The following is a 13,471-nucleotide window of genomic DNA, read 5'->3' as shown; positions in this document are numbered from 1 at the left end:
ACGATCATCAAGGAGTACATCGAGAACCAGAAGCGTCCCGGCTGAGGCCGACAGTGCGGACCCGTGCACCCGTGCGGGTCACCCCTGTCTTGAGAGGCGCTTCCTCCCGGGCGTGAACGCCCGGGGTTCCGCGCTAGATCATGCTGAAGCAGGTGGTCGGCCGCGACGAAGCCGGCAACCTCGTGCGCAAGACGGGAATCATGAGCATCGTGAAGGAGGGCGGCGTGGTGCGCCCGGGCGACGCGATCGAAGCGGAGCTTCCCAGCGGACCGCACCGGCCCCTGGAGCGGGTCTGACGTACGGGCCGTGTCCCGGCATCAGCCACGCACGCCCCGTGGACGCTCCGTCCCCGTCCATCAGCGCGACCTCTTGACGGACTCGATGAAGGCGGCGAAGGAGCGGGCGGGGACGGAGAGAGTGGCGCGGGCGGGGGCTTTGGAGTCGCGGATGGCTATGCGGGGGTGCGCCTCCGCGATCTCGACACAGGTGTCGCCATCGCCGCCGCCCGAGTAAGTGGACTTACGCCAGCGCATGGCTTCGGTCATGTCTCGCCTCACAGTTCTTTCAACAAGCGGTGGATGAAGTCCCGCGACTCGGTGGGAGCCAGCGACGCGTCCTGCATTCTAAGAAACAGTGTTCGAAGTTGCTTCAGTTGTGCGTCCGCGTCGATGAAGGCGACCCCGGTGGGGGCATCCCGTAGACCGGTGTCCAATTGAGGCACCGGGCCGCCCGCGTACATCATCGAGATCCCGGCGCCGCCGAAGCCGTCCTGATCGAACGGGATGACCCTCACCTTGGCCTGACCTTGCTCGATCTGGTCCAGGATCTGCTGGAGTTGAGCGCGGGAAACACTGCGTCCGGCCACGCGGACACGAAGAGCGCACTCGTGGATCAGCGTCTCGTACGGGGTCGCGTGATCGCCTGCAATCACAGTGCGTCGCTTCATCCGGTGTTCCACCCGAGGGGTCAGCTCGCTCTCGGGCAGGCCGGGATGCACGTACGCATAGAGCGCGCGTGCGTAGTCGGCGGTCTGCAGCAGCCCTGGAACGTGCGTGATCACGACCTCTCGCAGGAACGTCGCATGGTGCTCGACTTCGGCTGTGTCCTGGAACACCGGCGGCAGTACTCCCCGGTACTCCTCCCACCAACCGCGCGTACGGTCGGTCGCCATGGCCACGAGCGCGTCGATCAACGCCTCTTCCGTGCAGGCATAGTGAGCCGCGAGCCGCCGCACCCGTTCTTCGCTGACACCGGCGAAGCCCAACTCCATCTGGCTGATCTGAGCCGAGGTCGAATTCAGCAACCCGGCCACCTCGCGCGCCTTCAGACCAGCCGCTTCGCGCAGACGTCGCAGCTCGGCCCCCAGACGCACCTGTCGTCCGGTGGCATGACTTCTCGGCGGCATCCGCCCTCCTCAACACCCCTGTCGGCGCGCCTCATTCGAGTGCCAGACTACGACAACCGGTTGCAGCGGCGATAATTATTGCCGTACCGTCAGTGACGCGACGCACACGCTGCGAAACACCGGGGGGCCGGAAGTGCACCGCTTCGTCCTGTCATGACGGCTGCGGCAATGACACCGCCCGGTGGCTGCGACGCCCCTCACCTCACCGAACGGAGTTGCCGCATGCCCGAAGACGAGCCCTGGGAGTACTCCCTGTACATCCCGAACGACCCGCGCGCCGTCACCATCAGTCGCCGCACCCTCCGGCTCATCCTCACGATGCACGGCCTGATCCGTCTGGTCGACGTCGCCGAACTGCTGGCGACGGAGCTGATCACCAACGCCGTGCGGCACACCAAGGGGCCCGCCGCGCTGCGGGTGCGGTGGTCGGCCGGCGTGCTGCGGATCGGCGCGTGGGACGCGGACCCCGAACCGCCGCTCGCTCCCGCCGGGTTGAACGGAAACGTCACCGACGAGGACGGCCGAGGGCTTGCCCTGGTCAGGGCCTGCTCCGACCTGTGGGGCTGGCATCCGCTCTCCCGGTTCGGCAACCGGGGCAAGTACGTGTGGTGCGAGCTCTCCGGTCAGTCCGGTCAGCCCGGTGTCACCAGCCGGGCCTCGTAGGCGAAAACGGCCGCCTGGGTGCGGTCGCGGAGACCCAGCTTCACCAGGATGCGGCTCACATGGGTCTTGATCGTCGACTCGGCGACCACCAGCCGTCCGGCGATCTCCGCGTTCGACAGGCCCTGCGCGATGAGCACCAGGACCTCCGTCTCGCGCTCGGTCAGGTCGCCGTAGGCCGCGTGCGCGGACGGCATCAGGCGCGGGGCCTCGGACAGTTTGGAGAACTCGGTGATCAGGCGTTTGGTCACCGTGGGGGCGAGCAACGCCTCTCCGGAGGCGACGATCCGCACCCCGTCGGCGAGTTGGCGGGCCGAGGCGTCTTTGAGGAGGAAGCCGGAGGCGCCCGCGCGCAGCGCCTGGTAGACGTACTCGTCGAGGTCGAAGGTGGTCAGCACCAGCACCTTCGCGGCGCTGTCGGCGGCGACGATCTCGCGGGTCGCCTCGATGCCGTTCAGCTCGGGCATGCGGATGTCCATCAGGACGACGTCGGGGGCGAGTTCGCGGACCCGGTCCACCGCCTCCCGGCCGTTGACGGCCTCGCCGACGACCTCGATGCCCGGCATCGCGTTCAGCAGCACCGAGAAGCCCTCGCGCACCATCATCTGGTCGTCCGCGATCAGGACACGGATGGTGCGGTCGCCGTCGTTCATGCGTCACCTTCGTTCACCGAGGCGACCGGCAGGAACACCGCGACCTCGTAGCCGCCGTCGTCGGTCGGGCCGGCTGTCATCTCGCCGTTGAGCATGGTGACCCGCTCGCGCATGCCGGTGACGCCGTGCCCGGCGCCGGGCGAGGGCTTCACCAGGTTCGGTGTGGGCACCGGACCGTTGACTATGCGCAGCCCGAGGCCGCCGAGGACGTACCCGATCTCGACCCGGGCGCTCGCTCCCGGCGCGTGCCGCAGGCTGTTGCTCAGCGCCTCCTGCACGATCCGGTACGCCGACAGCTCCACGCCCTGCGGCAGCTCGCGCACCGCGCCGGTCACCACCTTCTCCACGTCCAGACCGGTGTCCCGCACATTGGCGAGCAGGGCGTCCAGGTCGGCGAGGGTGGGCTGCGGGGCGTCGGGGGCCTCGTAGTCCTCGGCGCGGACCACGCCGAGGACCCGGCGCAGCTCGGTGAGTGCGGCCACCGCGTTCTCGCGGATGGTGGCGAAGGCGCGCTCCAGCTCGGGCGGCGGGTTCTCCACCCGGTAGGGGGCGGCCTCGGCCTGGATGGCGACGACCGACATGTGGTGCGCGACCACGTCGTGCAGCTCGCGGGCGATGGTGGTGCGCTCCTCGAGGAGCGTGCGCCGGGAGCGTTCGTGCGCGGTGACCGTCTGCTGGGCGGTCACCTCCTGCCGGGCGGTGTGGCGGACGTGCCAGAGGGAGACCACGAGCAGGGCGATGGCGGAGGTCACCGTCATGGGCGCGCTGTTCGTGTAGTAGTACGGGCCGCCGAACACGAGGTCCGAGAAGAAGGCGTACAGGGCGGTCAGGACCCACATCCAGGCGGCAGTGCGGGGCCGGGTGCGGAGCGCCACGACGGCCAGCACCACCAGGTGGCTGATGAACGCGCCGGGCACCCACGGCCATTCGCCCCAGCCTCCGTTCAGTACCGCGGTCACGGGGGTCGCCGCCATCGACAGCCAGAACGCGCCGACCGGCCGGATCAGGGTGGCCAGCACGGGGAGCGCGCAGATCAGGCCGATCAGCAGGGACAGCGAACCGTTGTCGGTGTCGCCGCCCGCCGCACCGACCCACAGGACGAACAGGGCGGCCAGGGCCACCACCGCGTGCGGAAGCTGCTCCGCGGCGGACCGCAGTCGGCCGGGCAGTCGGCGGGCGATCGGCCCGGACGCGTCCGTACGCGGCAGCGGACGGTAGGCGAAAGCATCGTGGAACAGGTCCTGGCGCAGCCCGCCCAGGGCTTTCTGGGCCAGCCGGTACTCCGGGCTGCGCGATGTCCCGGCCCTGCCCCCGGGCGGCGCGGACGGTGGCTTCAGGTGAGTCGTCTCGGTCACGTTCACACGGTAGGCCGCCCGGGTGACCGCGGTCGTCCCCGCTGAGACGGGTTCCTGGGCGTCCGTCTCAGGTACTACGCGGGCCGCGCGGACGGCCTCCCGGCCCACCTTTGGAGGATCAGTACCCGGAGGGGCGGACCAACCCCGACTCGTACGCGAACACCGCCGCCTGGGTGCGGTCACGCAGGCCCAGTTTCACCAGGATGCGGCCCACATGGGTCTTCACGGTCTGCTCGGCGACCACCAGTCGCCGTGCGATCTCCGCGTTCGACAGGCCCTGCGCGATCAGCGAGAGCACCTCCGTCTCGCGTTCGGTGAGGTCGCCCACGCGGTCCCTGAGCGGGGGGCGGGGTCTGGCGTCCAGCCGGGAGAACTCGGCTATCAGGCGGCGGGTGATGCCGGGCGCGAGCAGGGCGTCTCCGGATGCCACCACCCTTACCGCCTGGGCGAGTTGGTCGGCGGAGGCGTCCTTCAGCAGAAAGCCGGAGGCGCCGGCCCGCAGTGCCTCGTACACGTACTCGTCGAGGTCGAAGGTGGTCAGCACCAGCACACGGATGTGCGGGGCGGCCGTGGTGATGCGGCGGGTGGCCTCGATGCCGCCGAGTTCGGGCATGCGGATGTCCATCAGGACGACGTCCGGGGCGAGTTCGGCGACCTGGGCGACCGCGTCCAGTCCGTCCACCGCCTGGCCGATCACCTCGATGTCGGGCTGGGTGTTCAGCAGCACGGTGAAACCCTGCCGGACCATCTGCTGGTCGTCGGCGACGAGTACGCGGATCATGCGGGGCCGTCCTGTGGAGGGGTGTCGGAAGCGTGCGGGGCGGGGAGCGGGAGGTGGGCCTCGACCTTGTAGCCGTGGCCGGTCCAGGGGCCGGCGGTGAGGGTGCCGCCGAGCATCGCGGTCCGTTCCCGCATGCCGAGCAGCCCGTGCCCGGCGCCCGAGGACAGCGGTGCCTCACGGGTGGGGCGACTGTTGAGGACCTCGACCCGCAACCCGCCCCGGTCGTAGGCGAGGCGGACCTGGGCGGTGGCGCCGGGTGCGTGGCGCAGGACGTTGCTCAGCGCCTCCTGCACGATCCGGTACGCCGACAGTTCCACGCCGGGCGGCAGCGGGCGCCGCTCGCCGGTGATCTCGGTGGTGACGGTGAGTCCGGCGGCGCGGGTGTTCTCCACCAGCGCCCCCAGCCGGTCCAGGGTGGGCTGCGGGGCGTGGGGAGCGTGGGGCGCGGTGGCGGAGCCCTCCGGGTGCGGGCTGGGCACGCCCTCGTGATCGCCGGTGCCGACGGGGTGTTCGGAGCGCAGGACGCCCAGGACGCGGCGGAGTTCGGTCAGCGCGTCGACGGCGTTCTGCCGGATGCCGGCCAGGTTCTCCTTCAGCTCCTCGGGCGGGTTCTCCACCAGGTGCGGGGCGACCTGCGCCTGGATGGAGATGACCGACATGTGGTGGGCCACCACGTCGTGCAGTTCGCGGGCGATCCGGCTGCGTTCCTCCAGCAGGGTGCGCCGGGAGCGTTCCTCTGCGGTGAGGGTGGTCTGCTCCACGAGTTCGGCGCGGGCCTCGCGACGGCCGCGCAGGGCGATGCCGAGCACGACCACGACGGTGGACAGGGAGGCGGCGAGCATGCCGGTGGACAAGTAGTCCGGGCCGCCCCAGAGTGCCTGGAAGACATAGGTGACCAGCAAGGTGAGCACCAGGGCCTCGACCGAGACGCGGGTCCGCACGCGCAGCGTGAGCAGCAGCAGGACCAGCAGATGGGCGACGATGCCGGCAGCGGTCCAGGGCCACTGGAAGCCGGCCGCCGGGCCGTAGAGCAGGTGATGGACCGCGACCGCCCCCAGCACCGTGGACCCCAACGACATCCACCAGGCGGTGATCGGCCGCCACAGTCCGACGATCACGGCGCCGCCCTGTCCGACCGCGACCGCGACCGCGAAGCCGATCTCCACGTACCCGTGGTCCCGGAGCTGGGCGAAGCCACCCCCGAAAATCCCGAATCCGGCCAGGCACAACACCCCGTGCGGCAGCCAACGCAACCACTTGAACGGCGGCAACGGGTCCGCCCGCGCGGTGCACAGGTCATCGCGCAGCACACGCAGCCAACGCACCACCCGGCCCGCCACCATCCGCCCGAACACCCGCGCGACCCCCGATTCCGTCATCCGCGCCAGCCTAGACATGCCGTACTCCCTCCACCGCGCCCCGTTCCGTCAACTGCTGCTGTGTGCACACCACTTGGGGTCGTTCCCAGCCAGGTGTCCGGGGTCCTCCGCGCCCCCGCCCACCCTGCTGCTCCCAGGACCGGAACGCGGCCCGGCACACAGCGAGGGCGCAGGCGAGCACCGGCAGCCAGGCCAGCCGGGCGGCGATCCAGCCGAGATCGTCGGGGAGGGTGTGCAGGCCGGGCAGGCGGCCGAGGAGGAGTCCGGTGGCGGTGGTCGCCATCAGGGCCGTCTGGTGCCAGAGGAAGACCGTCATCGCGGAGAGGTTGACCAGCGCCACCGCCGCCCACGCGACCGGCCGGCGCATCGCGTCCCGCAACCGCTCCCGCAGCAGCAGCGCCAATCCGCACTGGGCGAGGCCGAAGGTGACGGCGGCCAGCGTCGGCGGGTTGAGGTTGGACACCTCGGCGCCCGGCACGCCGACCATCGACGCCGGGTAGCCCGCCCAGGCGACGAGCGCGGCCGTGGCCGCCGTACCGCCGACGAGCAGGAGCAGGCCGGAGCGGCGGCGTTCCAGTTCGCCCCGGGTCCAGGCGGCGCCCAGGGTGTAGGGGACCAGCCAGCCGGCCGCGAGGTTGATCCAGCCGAGCCGGTCGGGGCCGCCGAGACCGAAGCGCAGCAGGTCCACGTGCAGGACGACGGCGAGCGGCCACAGCGGGTGGAGCCGGGCCAGCAGCGGGGTCGCGGCGGTGAGGGCGGCGAAGACCAGCAGGAACCAGAGCGGGGACAGGGCGAGCTTCACCAGCGTGCGGACGGTCGCGTACTCGGTCCCGGAGAGCAGGAGCGCGACCGCGACGGCCGTCCACAGGCTGAGGACGGCGGCGACCGGCTTGAACAGCCGGGCCAGACGGGTCCGCAGCCAGCGGCGGTACGGGATGCCGCGGGCGCGGGCCAAGGCGTGTCCGCGGGTCGCGACATGGCCGCCGACCAGGAAGAACACGGCGAGCGTCTGGAACAGCCAGGAGACGGGCGCCAGCCACGGCATGTGCTGGAGGGGGCTGGCCGTGCGCAGGGTGCCGCCGTCCGCGACGAGGGCGGTGACCAGCCAGTGGCCGAGGACGACACCGAGGACGGCGAGGGCGCGCAGGGCGTCCACGGCGCGGTCGCGGTGGGCGGGGGTGGCGGCCTCGACGCGGTCGGCGGCCTGCCGCATGAGGTCGCGTACGGCGTCGGGGCTCAGGTCAGTCATGGGTCACCGCCGTGGTCCGGCCGAGGACGATCCGGGTCAGGTTGGTCAGGGAGGGGGAGTCGGGCGCGAAGTAGTCGCTGTGGCCGCCGTCGCCGGCCGTGAAGACCCGGGCGCCGAACTCCGGCGCGACGGGGTCGGTGCCGAAGCCGACGGTGGTGCCGAACAGATCGGCGCTGAGGTGCGGGACGTTCGCCACCCAGTCGTCGGCGCCCCGAGCCGCCCAGATCCGGGCCCGGGTGCGCAGCGCGGCGGCGGTGTCGGTGCCGGTCCCCGGGCTGCCGACGACCGCGATGTCGTCGACGTCCAGTCCTGCGGCGGCGCGGGCGCACACGACCGATCCGTAGGAGTGGCAGATCAGGGAGATCTGGGTGCGCGGACCGGAGACGGCGCGCAAGTCGTCGACGAGGGACCGCAGTTCGGGGGCGGCCCGGTCGGCCCGGTCGGTGGTGACGACGGCGACGCCGACCGTGCCGGGCGTCTCGTAGCCGAGCCAGGCGACGACCGCCGTCCGGACACCCGCCGGGGCCTCCCGGGTGAGCCGCGTGTGGAGGGCCTCGGCGGCGGCGCGGAACCGGCCGTAGGTGTCGAGGCCGGTGTCGGAGCCGGGGACCAGGGCGGCGACGCGGTCGGCGTGCGTGAGGTCGCCGAGCACCTCGGTGACCCGTCCGGGGCCACGGCCGTCGAAGGCCAGCAGCTGCCGGTCGGGACCCGCCAGGGCACGGTCGGTCGCCGCGCGCCGTCGGTCGCCGTGGTCGGCGGCCGTCCGCGCCGCGGTCTCGGCGTTGGCACGGTTGGCGGCGTAGGCGGCGTCGAGGGTGGCCGCGGTCGGCGGGGCGAGCCTGGCGGGGGCCGGGGCGGGAACCTGGGGCCGGGCCGCACCGGCCACGGGCAGGGTCACGGCCGAGGCGACGAGAACGGCGAGTGCGGTACGGCGCCACCGGAGCCTCATGGTCGTCTCCCCTCCCTGTTCGCCCGGGTCATCGGGCTTGTCAGGAAGGGAAGTTACGGATCGGCGCAGGTAACCCGCGTCCCGCCGGGGGACTCACCTGGGACGTAGCTCTCAGGTATCACGGGTATGACGGTTCGACGGGGACGACGGGGACGACGGGGACGACGGGGACAACGGGTGCAACCGGTCGACCAACGACCCGTTTCACCAGGCGAGTTGGGCGATCTCCTCCGCCACCACCGCGCAGGCGTCCGCCGCCGGGTCGATCAGCGGGAAGTGACCGGCGTCCGCCAGCAGCGTCAGCCCGACCACCTCGCCGGCCTTCGCCGCCGCTTCCGCGTAGGACTCGGCGACCGCCTGCGGGACGTCGACGTCGTCCCGGCCCTGGACGAGGACCGTGGCGATACCGGTGGGCAGCAGCAGCGCCGGGTCCGCGTACGGTTGACGCCCAGCGAACTCCTCGTCACCGCCGAGTAGTTGGCGGACAGCGCCGCCGCAGACGTCCAGCTTGTCGGCGACCGCGAGGTCGGCGATCGGCGCGAGCGCGACGACCCCGCGCAGCGGGGCGGGACGGTCGGTGCGCCAGGGGCTGTCGGCGGGCAGGACGTGCCGGGCGGCGGCCCACAGCGCCAGATGGCCGCCGGCCGAATGGCCGGTGAGCACCATGCGGCGCGGGTCGGCCGCGGGCAGGTGCTGCCGGGCCAGCTCGGGCAGGACGTCCAGCGCCGCGGAGACGTCGTCGAAGGTGTCGGGCCACCGGCCCGCGACCGGGTCACCGTCGCCGGACTCCCCCGCACCGCGCCGGTATTCGACACTGGCCACGGCGAAGCCCCGGCCGGCCAGGAACGCGGCGAACGGGCTGACGTGGCGACGGTCGTGGGGGGCGCGCCAGGCACCACCGTGCAGGACGACGACGACCGGCGCGGGTCCGCCCTCACCGCGCGGCGCGTAGAAGTCGATCAGCTGGTCCGGGTGGTCGCCGTAGGCCGCGGTGGCGTCGGGGCCGACGGGCGGATGGGAGAAGGCCGACTCCTCCTCGGCGGCGGCCCGGGCGGCTGCGGAGTCGTCCGTCATGCTCCAACCTCTCAGCGATGAAACGTACTTGGCGGACGAGAGAAGACTTCGGCCGTTGGCCGGGACGGTATCAGCCCGACGACAGGCGTGGACATGGGGATATCACGCTCGGTGAACACCCTGCGGAGCGGTTCGGCAGCACACCGTGCCGCACCGGCCTCCGCCCCGTCCGCACCCGCCCCGCACGGGCACCGTCCCGGCCGGGCCGTCGCCTAGGTCCCGGGCTCCGCCAGGACGTCCGCCAGGACCCGCGCCGCCCGCTCCACGTCCGCGAAGCCGACGTACAGCGGGGTGAAGCCGAAGCGGAGCACGTCCGGTCGGCGGAAGTCGCCGACCACGCCACGCCCGACCAGCCGCTTCATCACGTCACCGGCGTCCCGGCAGCGCAGGGCGATCTGGCTGCCCCGCTCCCGGTGCGCGCGCGGGGTCACGCACTCGACCCGGCCCTCGGGGACGTACGCCTCGACGCACTCCAGGAAGAAGTCCGTCAGCGCGAGGGACTTGGCTCGCACCGCCTCGACCGTGACGCCGTCCCAGACCTCCAGCGCCGCCTCCAGCGCGAGCATGGAGAGGATGTCCGGGGTGCCGACCCGCCCGCGCAGCGCGCCCGGCGCCGGTTCGTGGTCCGGGCGCATCCCGAAGGGATCCGCGTGGGAGTTCCAGCCGGGCAGCGGGGAGTCGAAGAGGTGCTGCAGGCCCTCGCGCACGTACAGGAACGCCGGTGAACCGGGGCCGCCGTTCAGGTACTTGTAGGTGCAGCCGACCGCCAGGTCCACGCCGTGCGCGTCCAGTCCGACCGGCAGCGCGCCCGCGCTGTGGCACAGGTCCCAGACGACCGGCGCCCCCGCCATGTGCACGACGGCCGTGAGCGAGGGGAGGTCGTGCAGGCGGCCGGTGCGGTAGTCGACGTGGTTGAGCAGTACGGCGGCGGTACGGGGGCCGAGCGCGCCCGCCACCTCGGACGGCGGTACCGGGCGCAGGGTGCAGCCGGTCATCCGGGCCGCCGACTCGGCGATGTAGCCGTCCGTGGGGAACGTGGTCGCGTCGACCACGATCTCGTTCCGCCCCGGGTCCGTCAGCCGCGCCAGCCGTACCGCGCCCACCAGTGCCTTGAACACGTTGACACTGGTCGAGTCGCCGACCACGATCTGCCCGGCCGCCGCGCCGACCAGCGGCGCGATGCGGTCGCCGATCCGCTCGGGCGCCGTCCACCAGCCTTCTTCCGTCCAGGACCGGATGCGCAGCTCGCCCCACTCCCGGCGGACCACGTCCTCGATCCGGCCGGGGACGGCGGCGGGCAGCGCGCCCAGCGAGTTGCCGTCGAGATAGACGGTGTCGCCGCCCTCCTCCAGAACGAACTCGACCCGTTTGACCGCCAGTTCGTCGGCCGCGTCCAGTTTCTCCGCTTTCGTCACCAGTTCAGACATGAGATCGCGCCGTCCACAGCTCGGGGAACACGTTCTTCTGCGCCCGCTTCTCCAACCAGGCCACCCCGGCGGAGCCTCCGGTGCCCGCCTTGGCGCCCATCGCGCGGCGGGTGGCGACCAGGTGGTCGTTGCGCCAGCGCCACACCAGCTCGGCGACATCGGTCAGCGCCTCGCCGAGGCGGGCCACCTCGTCCCGTTCGTCACCCGAGTAGACGGCCGCCCAGACCGACTCCACCTCCGGCGACGGCTCGTACCGCCGGGACACGTCACGCCGCAGCACGTCCTCGGGGATCGCGTGCCCGCGCCGCGCGAGGAGGCGCAGCACCTCGTCGTACAGGCTCGGCTCGTACAGCGCCTTCTCCAGCTCGGCGTGCGCACGGGGCGCGCCCCGGTGCGGGACCAGCATGGACGCGGACTTGTCGCCGAGCAGGAACTCCAGGCGCCGGTACATCGCCGACTGGAAACCGGAGCCCTCGCCGAGCGCGCCGCGGTAGGCGTTGAACTGGGCGGGGGTGAGCTGTCCGAGTGGCTTCCAGGAGGCGTTCAGCGCCTCCAGCTCCCGCACGGACCGCTTCAGCGCGTCGATCGCGGTCGGTACGTCGTCACCCCGCAGCGCGTTCGCCGCCGTCTCCCACTCGTGCACGATGACGGTGAACCACAGCTCCATCACCTGGGTCGTGACCAGGAAGACCATCTCCCCGGGATCGTCGGAGAGGGTGTGCTGGAGGTGGGTGAGGACATCCGCCCTGACGTAGTCCTCGTAGGGGGTCGTGCCCTCGAAGTCGAGATGCGGGGTCTCCGGCTCACAAGCCTCGTGGGACATCGCTGTCTCCTGAAATGTACTCCGGGTAGCGGTCCGCCCCTGCCGTTACCGACACGGGGGCCCCGGTCCCCACGGTGCATCTTCCGTAATGGTCCCCCACCACCGCAAGATCTGCCCGGTGCGAACCTCGCCGGGCCTGCCGGGGGCCCGATTCCCTGAGACGATCGGGTCATGGGCCGCGGAATGCGCAACGGTCGCAAGAAGTCGGGCGGCCGCGAGGCGTCGACGGAAAGGGGGCGGCGGCTGCGCTGGCTGCCCGCCGCGATCATCGTGACCGCCCTCGTCCTCAGCTTCTTCACCCAGGGGGGCCTCAACACGTTCCCCTTGCTCGTGGCCGCCCCGGTGGTGGCCGCGCCGCTCCTCTCCCTGCGCGGGACGATCGCCACCGGCGTGACGGCGAACCTCGTGGGGCTCGGCCTCGTGTTCCTGAAGAGAGAGCCGACCGCCTACGAACTCGTCCCGTTCAGCAGCCTGGTCGTTCTCACCGTCATCGCGGCGTTCCTCAACGTGCTGCTGGCCCGCGACCGGAGAGAGCTGAAGACGAGCCGTGAGGTGGCAGCCGTGCTGCAGCGGGCGGTGCTCCCGGACCTGCCCGACCGGGTGGGACGGCTGGCCGTGGCCACCCGGTACGAGGTCGCCCACAAGGAGGCCGCCATCGGCGGTGACCTCTTCGCCATCCACGAGACGCCCCACGGCATCCGGATGCTCATCGCCGATGTGCGCGGCAAGGGGGTCGAGGCGGCCCGTACGGTCAACGCCCTGCTCGGCTCGTTCCATGAGGCCAGCGACCACCGACCGGACCTGCCGGGCGTCGTCCGGCAGCTGGAGGGCCGGATGCAGGCAGGCATCAGACACGCGAGTGGAGAAGAAGCCGAGTCGTTCGCCACGGCCGTCGTCGCGGAGCTTCCCCCTGACTACTCCGTGCTCCGCATCGCCAACCGGGGCCACGAGGCGCCCCTGCTGGTCCACGACGGCAAGGTGATCCCGCTGGAACCGGCCACGCCGGCGCTGCCACTGGGCCTTGACCTCCTCGACGCCGACGACGAGGTCCCGGTCGACCTGTTCGACCTGCCCGTCGGGGCCACCCTGGTGCTGTACACCGACGGCATCAACGAAGCCCGCGACGCGGACGGGGTCTTCTTCGACCCCGTCCCGACGCTGTCCCGGCGCTTCCCGCCCGATCCGGACGCGGTACTCGACGCCGTCCTCTCCGCCGTCTCCCGGCACACCGGGGGAAATCTGCAGGACGACGCCGCCCTCTTCGCCGTCACACTGGAAGACGCCGTTTCCGGGGCGGACCGACTGCGGCCCGCCCCGGAAACGGGCCGCTCGGAGCACGGCGCGTAGCCCGGCCCCGGCGTTCGTTCACGCCGTCGGCACGCGCCACCGCCGGCGCAGGTCCGCACCCACCTCGTCGGCGTGCCGACTGCGCGTCTCGGGGACGAACCGGGCGACGAACCCCACGCCGAGGACGCAGATCGCGGCGAAGATCCAGAAGGTGGGCCCTTCCCCGATGGCCGAGATCAGGGGGAGGAACACCAGGCTCACCGCGAAGTTGGAGAGCCAGTTCACGGTCGCACCGGCGCTGGATCCCTCGGCGCGTTGGGCAGGGGGGAAGAGCTCGCCGAGCAGCACCCAGAAGACCGGGCCCAGGCCGACCCCGAACCCGATGATGTACAGCAGCATGAACACGAGCATGAGCACCGGGGGCAGCTT

At 72.0% G+C, this 13,471-nt stretch carries 14 protein-coding genes and 1 pseudogene; 3 read left to right on the top strand and 12 right to left on the bottom strand.

Annotated elements, in window-relative coordinates; all coding sequences use genetic code 11:
- Positions 1 to 140: 140 nt before the first annotated feature.
- Positions 141 to 296 (top strand): annotated as a pseudogene (locus AB0I73_RS37840) (MOSC domain-containing protein); the annotation flags it as partial.
- A 60-nt stretch (positions 297 to 356) separates the two neighbouring features.
- Here AB0I73_RS37840 and AB0I73_RS37835 read toward each other — a convergent pair.
- Both AB0I73_RS37835 and AB0I73_RS37830 read right to left on the bottom strand, forming a co-directional pair.
- The gene (locus AB0I73_RS37835; RefSeq protein WP_363044948.1) at positions 357 to 545 is read right to left on the bottom strand and encodes a DUF397 domain-containing protein; all 189 of its coding nucleotides are present in this window, start codon (positions 543 to 545) and stop codon (positions 357 to 359) included.
- Positions 546 to 553: 8 nt separating this feature from the next.
- On the bottom strand, positions 554 to 1,405 hold the full coding sequence (locus AB0I73_RS37830) for a helix-turn-helix transcriptional regulator (RefSeq protein ID WP_363044947.1): 852 nt from the start codon (positions 1,403 to 1,405) through the stop codon (positions 554 to 556).
- Between the two features lie 222 nt (positions 1,406 to 1,627).
- Between AB0I73_RS37830 and AB0I73_RS37825 the strand changes: the two genes are divergently transcribed.
- A complete protein-coding gene (locus AB0I73_RS37825; RefSeq protein ID WP_363044946.1) occupies positions 1,628 to 2,068 on the top strand; it encodes an ATP-binding protein in 441 nt (146 codons plus the stop codon).
- Here AB0I73_RS37825 and AB0I73_RS37820 read toward each other — a convergent pair.
- From AB0I73_RS37820 to AB0I73_RS37780, 9 genes are all read right to left on the bottom strand, one after another.
- Positions 2,038 to 2,718, bottom strand: a complete 681-nt coding sequence (locus tag AB0I73_RS37820; RefSeq protein ID WP_363044945.1) for a response regulator transcription factor — start codon at positions 2,716 to 2,718, stop codon at positions 2,038 to 2,040. The two genes, AB0I73_RS37825 and AB0I73_RS37820, sit on opposite strands and share 31 nt — an antisense overlap.
- A complete protein-coding gene (locus tag AB0I73_RS37815) occupies positions 2,715 to 4,073 on the bottom strand; it encodes a histidine kinase (protein WP_363044944.1) in 1,359 nt (452 codons plus the stop codon). The genes AB0I73_RS37820 and AB0I73_RS37815 overlap by 4 nt, the downstream gene beginning before the upstream one ends.
- Before the next feature lie 118 nt (positions 4,074 to 4,191).
- A complete protein-coding gene (locus tag AB0I73_RS37810) occupies positions 4,192 to 4,854 on the bottom strand; it encodes a response regulator transcription factor (protein ID WP_363044943.1) in 663 nt (220 codons plus the stop codon).
- On the bottom strand, positions 4,851 to 6,251 hold the full coding sequence (locus AB0I73_RS37805) for a sensor histidine kinase (RefSeq protein ID WP_363044942.1): 1,401 nt from the start codon (positions 6,249 to 6,251) through the stop codon (positions 4,851 to 4,853). Before AB0I73_RS37805 ends, AB0I73_RS37810 begins: the two co-directional genes overlap by 4 nt.
- The gene (locus AB0I73_RS37800; protein ID WP_363044941.1) at positions 6,244 to 7,482 is read right to left on the bottom strand and encodes an acyltransferase; all 1,239 of its coding nucleotides are present in this window, start codon (positions 7,480 to 7,482) and stop codon (positions 6,244 to 6,246) included. The genes AB0I73_RS37805 and AB0I73_RS37800 overlap by 8 nt, the downstream gene beginning before the upstream one ends.
- A complete protein-coding gene (locus tag AB0I73_RS37795) occupies positions 7,475 to 8,431 on the bottom strand; it encodes an alpha/beta hydrolase (RefSeq protein ID WP_363044940.1) in 957 nt (318 codons plus the stop codon). The genes AB0I73_RS37800 and AB0I73_RS37795 overlap by 8 nt, the downstream gene beginning before the upstream one ends.
- 204 nt (positions 8,432 to 8,635) lie before the next feature.
- Positions 8,636 to 9,505, bottom strand: a complete 870-nt coding sequence (locus AB0I73_RS37790) for an alpha/beta hydrolase (protein WP_363044939.1) — start codon at positions 9,503 to 9,505, stop codon at positions 8,636 to 8,638.
- Between the two features lie 212 nt (positions 9,506 to 9,717).
- Positions 9,718 to 10,932 (bottom strand): kynureninase, encoded by a 1,215-nt coding sequence (kynU, locus tag AB0I73_RS37785; protein WP_363044938.1) that lies wholly within the window; start codon positions 10,930 to 10,932, stop codon positions 9,718 to 9,720.
- Positions 10,925 to 11,755, bottom strand: a complete 831-nt coding sequence (locus AB0I73_RS37780) for a tryptophan 2,3-dioxygenase family protein (protein WP_363044937.1) — start codon at positions 11,753 to 11,755, stop codon at positions 10,925 to 10,927. The genes kynU and AB0I73_RS37780 overlap by 8 nt, the downstream gene beginning before the upstream one ends.
- Positions 11,756 to 11,926: 171 nt before the next feature.
- Here AB0I73_RS37780 and AB0I73_RS37775 point away from each other — a divergent pair, with 171 nt between their 5' ends.
- The gene (locus AB0I73_RS37775; protein WP_363044936.1) at positions 11,927 to 13,102 is read left to right on the top strand and encodes a PP2C family protein-serine/threonine phosphatase; all 1,176 of its coding nucleotides are present in this window, start codon (positions 11,927 to 11,929) and stop codon (positions 13,100 to 13,102) included.
- Positions 13,103 to 13,120: 18 nt separating this feature from the next.
- Here AB0I73_RS37775 and AB0I73_RS37770 read toward each other — a convergent pair.
- Positions 13,121 to 13,471, bottom strand: a 351-nt coding sequence (locus AB0I73_RS37770; RefSeq protein ID WP_363044935.1) for an MFS transporter, incomplete at its 5' end; no start/stop codon positions are given.

It is taken from the genome of Streptomyces sp. NPDC050388 (assembly GCF_040655635.1).
In the GTDB taxonomy this organism is placed as follows: Bacteria; Actinomycetota; Actinomycetes; order Streptomycetales; family Streptomycetaceae; genus Streptomyces.
Note: the sequence above shows the minus strand (reverse complement) of the source record. Positions and strands in the feature narration are given on the sequence as shown.

What these genes read in the sequence shown, in the direction of transcription:
- AB0I73_RS37835 (WP_363044948.1), bottom strand. Translation starts at nt 545, where the DNA reads ATGACCGAAGCCATGCGCTGGCGTAAGTCCACTTACTCGGGCGGCGGC.
- AB0I73_RS37830 (WP_363044947.1), bottom strand. Translation starts at nt 1,405, where the DNA reads ATGCCGCCGAGAAGTCATGCCACCGGACGACAGGTGCGTCTGGGGGCC.
- AB0I73_RS37825 (WP_363044946.1), top strand. Translation starts at nt 1,628, where the DNA reads ATGCCCGAAGACGAGCCCTGGGAGTACTCCCTGTACATCCCGAACGAC.
- AB0I73_RS37820 (WP_363044945.1), bottom strand. Translation starts at nt 2,718, where the DNA reads ATGAACGACGGCGACCGCACCATCCGTGTCCTGATCGCGGACGACCAG.
- AB0I73_RS37810 (WP_363044943.1), bottom strand. Translation starts at nt 4,854, where the DNA reads ATGATCCGCGTACTCGTCGCCGACGACCAGCAGATGGTCCGGCAGGGT.
- AB0I73_RS37805 (WP_363044942.1), bottom strand. Translation starts at nt 6,251, where the DNA reads ATGTCTAGGCTGGCGCGGATGACGGAATCGGGGGTCGCGCGGGTGTTC.
- AB0I73_RS37800 (WP_363044941.1), bottom strand. Translation starts at nt 7,482, where the DNA reads ATGACTGACCTGAGCCCCGACGCCGTACGCGACCTCATGCGGCAGGCC.
- AB0I73_RS37795 (WP_363044940.1), bottom strand. Translation starts at nt 8,431, where the DNA reads ATGAGGCTCCGGTGGCGCCGTACCGCACTCGCCGTTCTCGTCGCCTCG.
- AB0I73_RS37790 (WP_363044939.1), bottom strand. Translation starts at nt 9,505, where the DNA reads ATGACGGACGACTCCGCAGCCGCCCGGGCCGCCGCCGAGGAGGAGTCG.
- kynU (WP_363044938.1), bottom strand. Translation starts at nt 10,932, where the DNA reads ATGTCTGAACTGGTGACGAAAGCGGAGAAACTGGACGCGGCCGACGAA.
- AB0I73_RS37780 (WP_363044937.1), bottom strand. Translation starts at nt 11,755, where the DNA reads ATGTCCCACGAGGCTTGTGAGCCGGAGACCCCGCATCTCGACTTCGAG.
- AB0I73_RS37775 (WP_363044936.1), top strand. Translation starts at nt 11,927, where the DNA reads ATGGGCCGCGGAATGCGCAACGGTCGCAAGAAGTCGGGCGGCCGCGAG.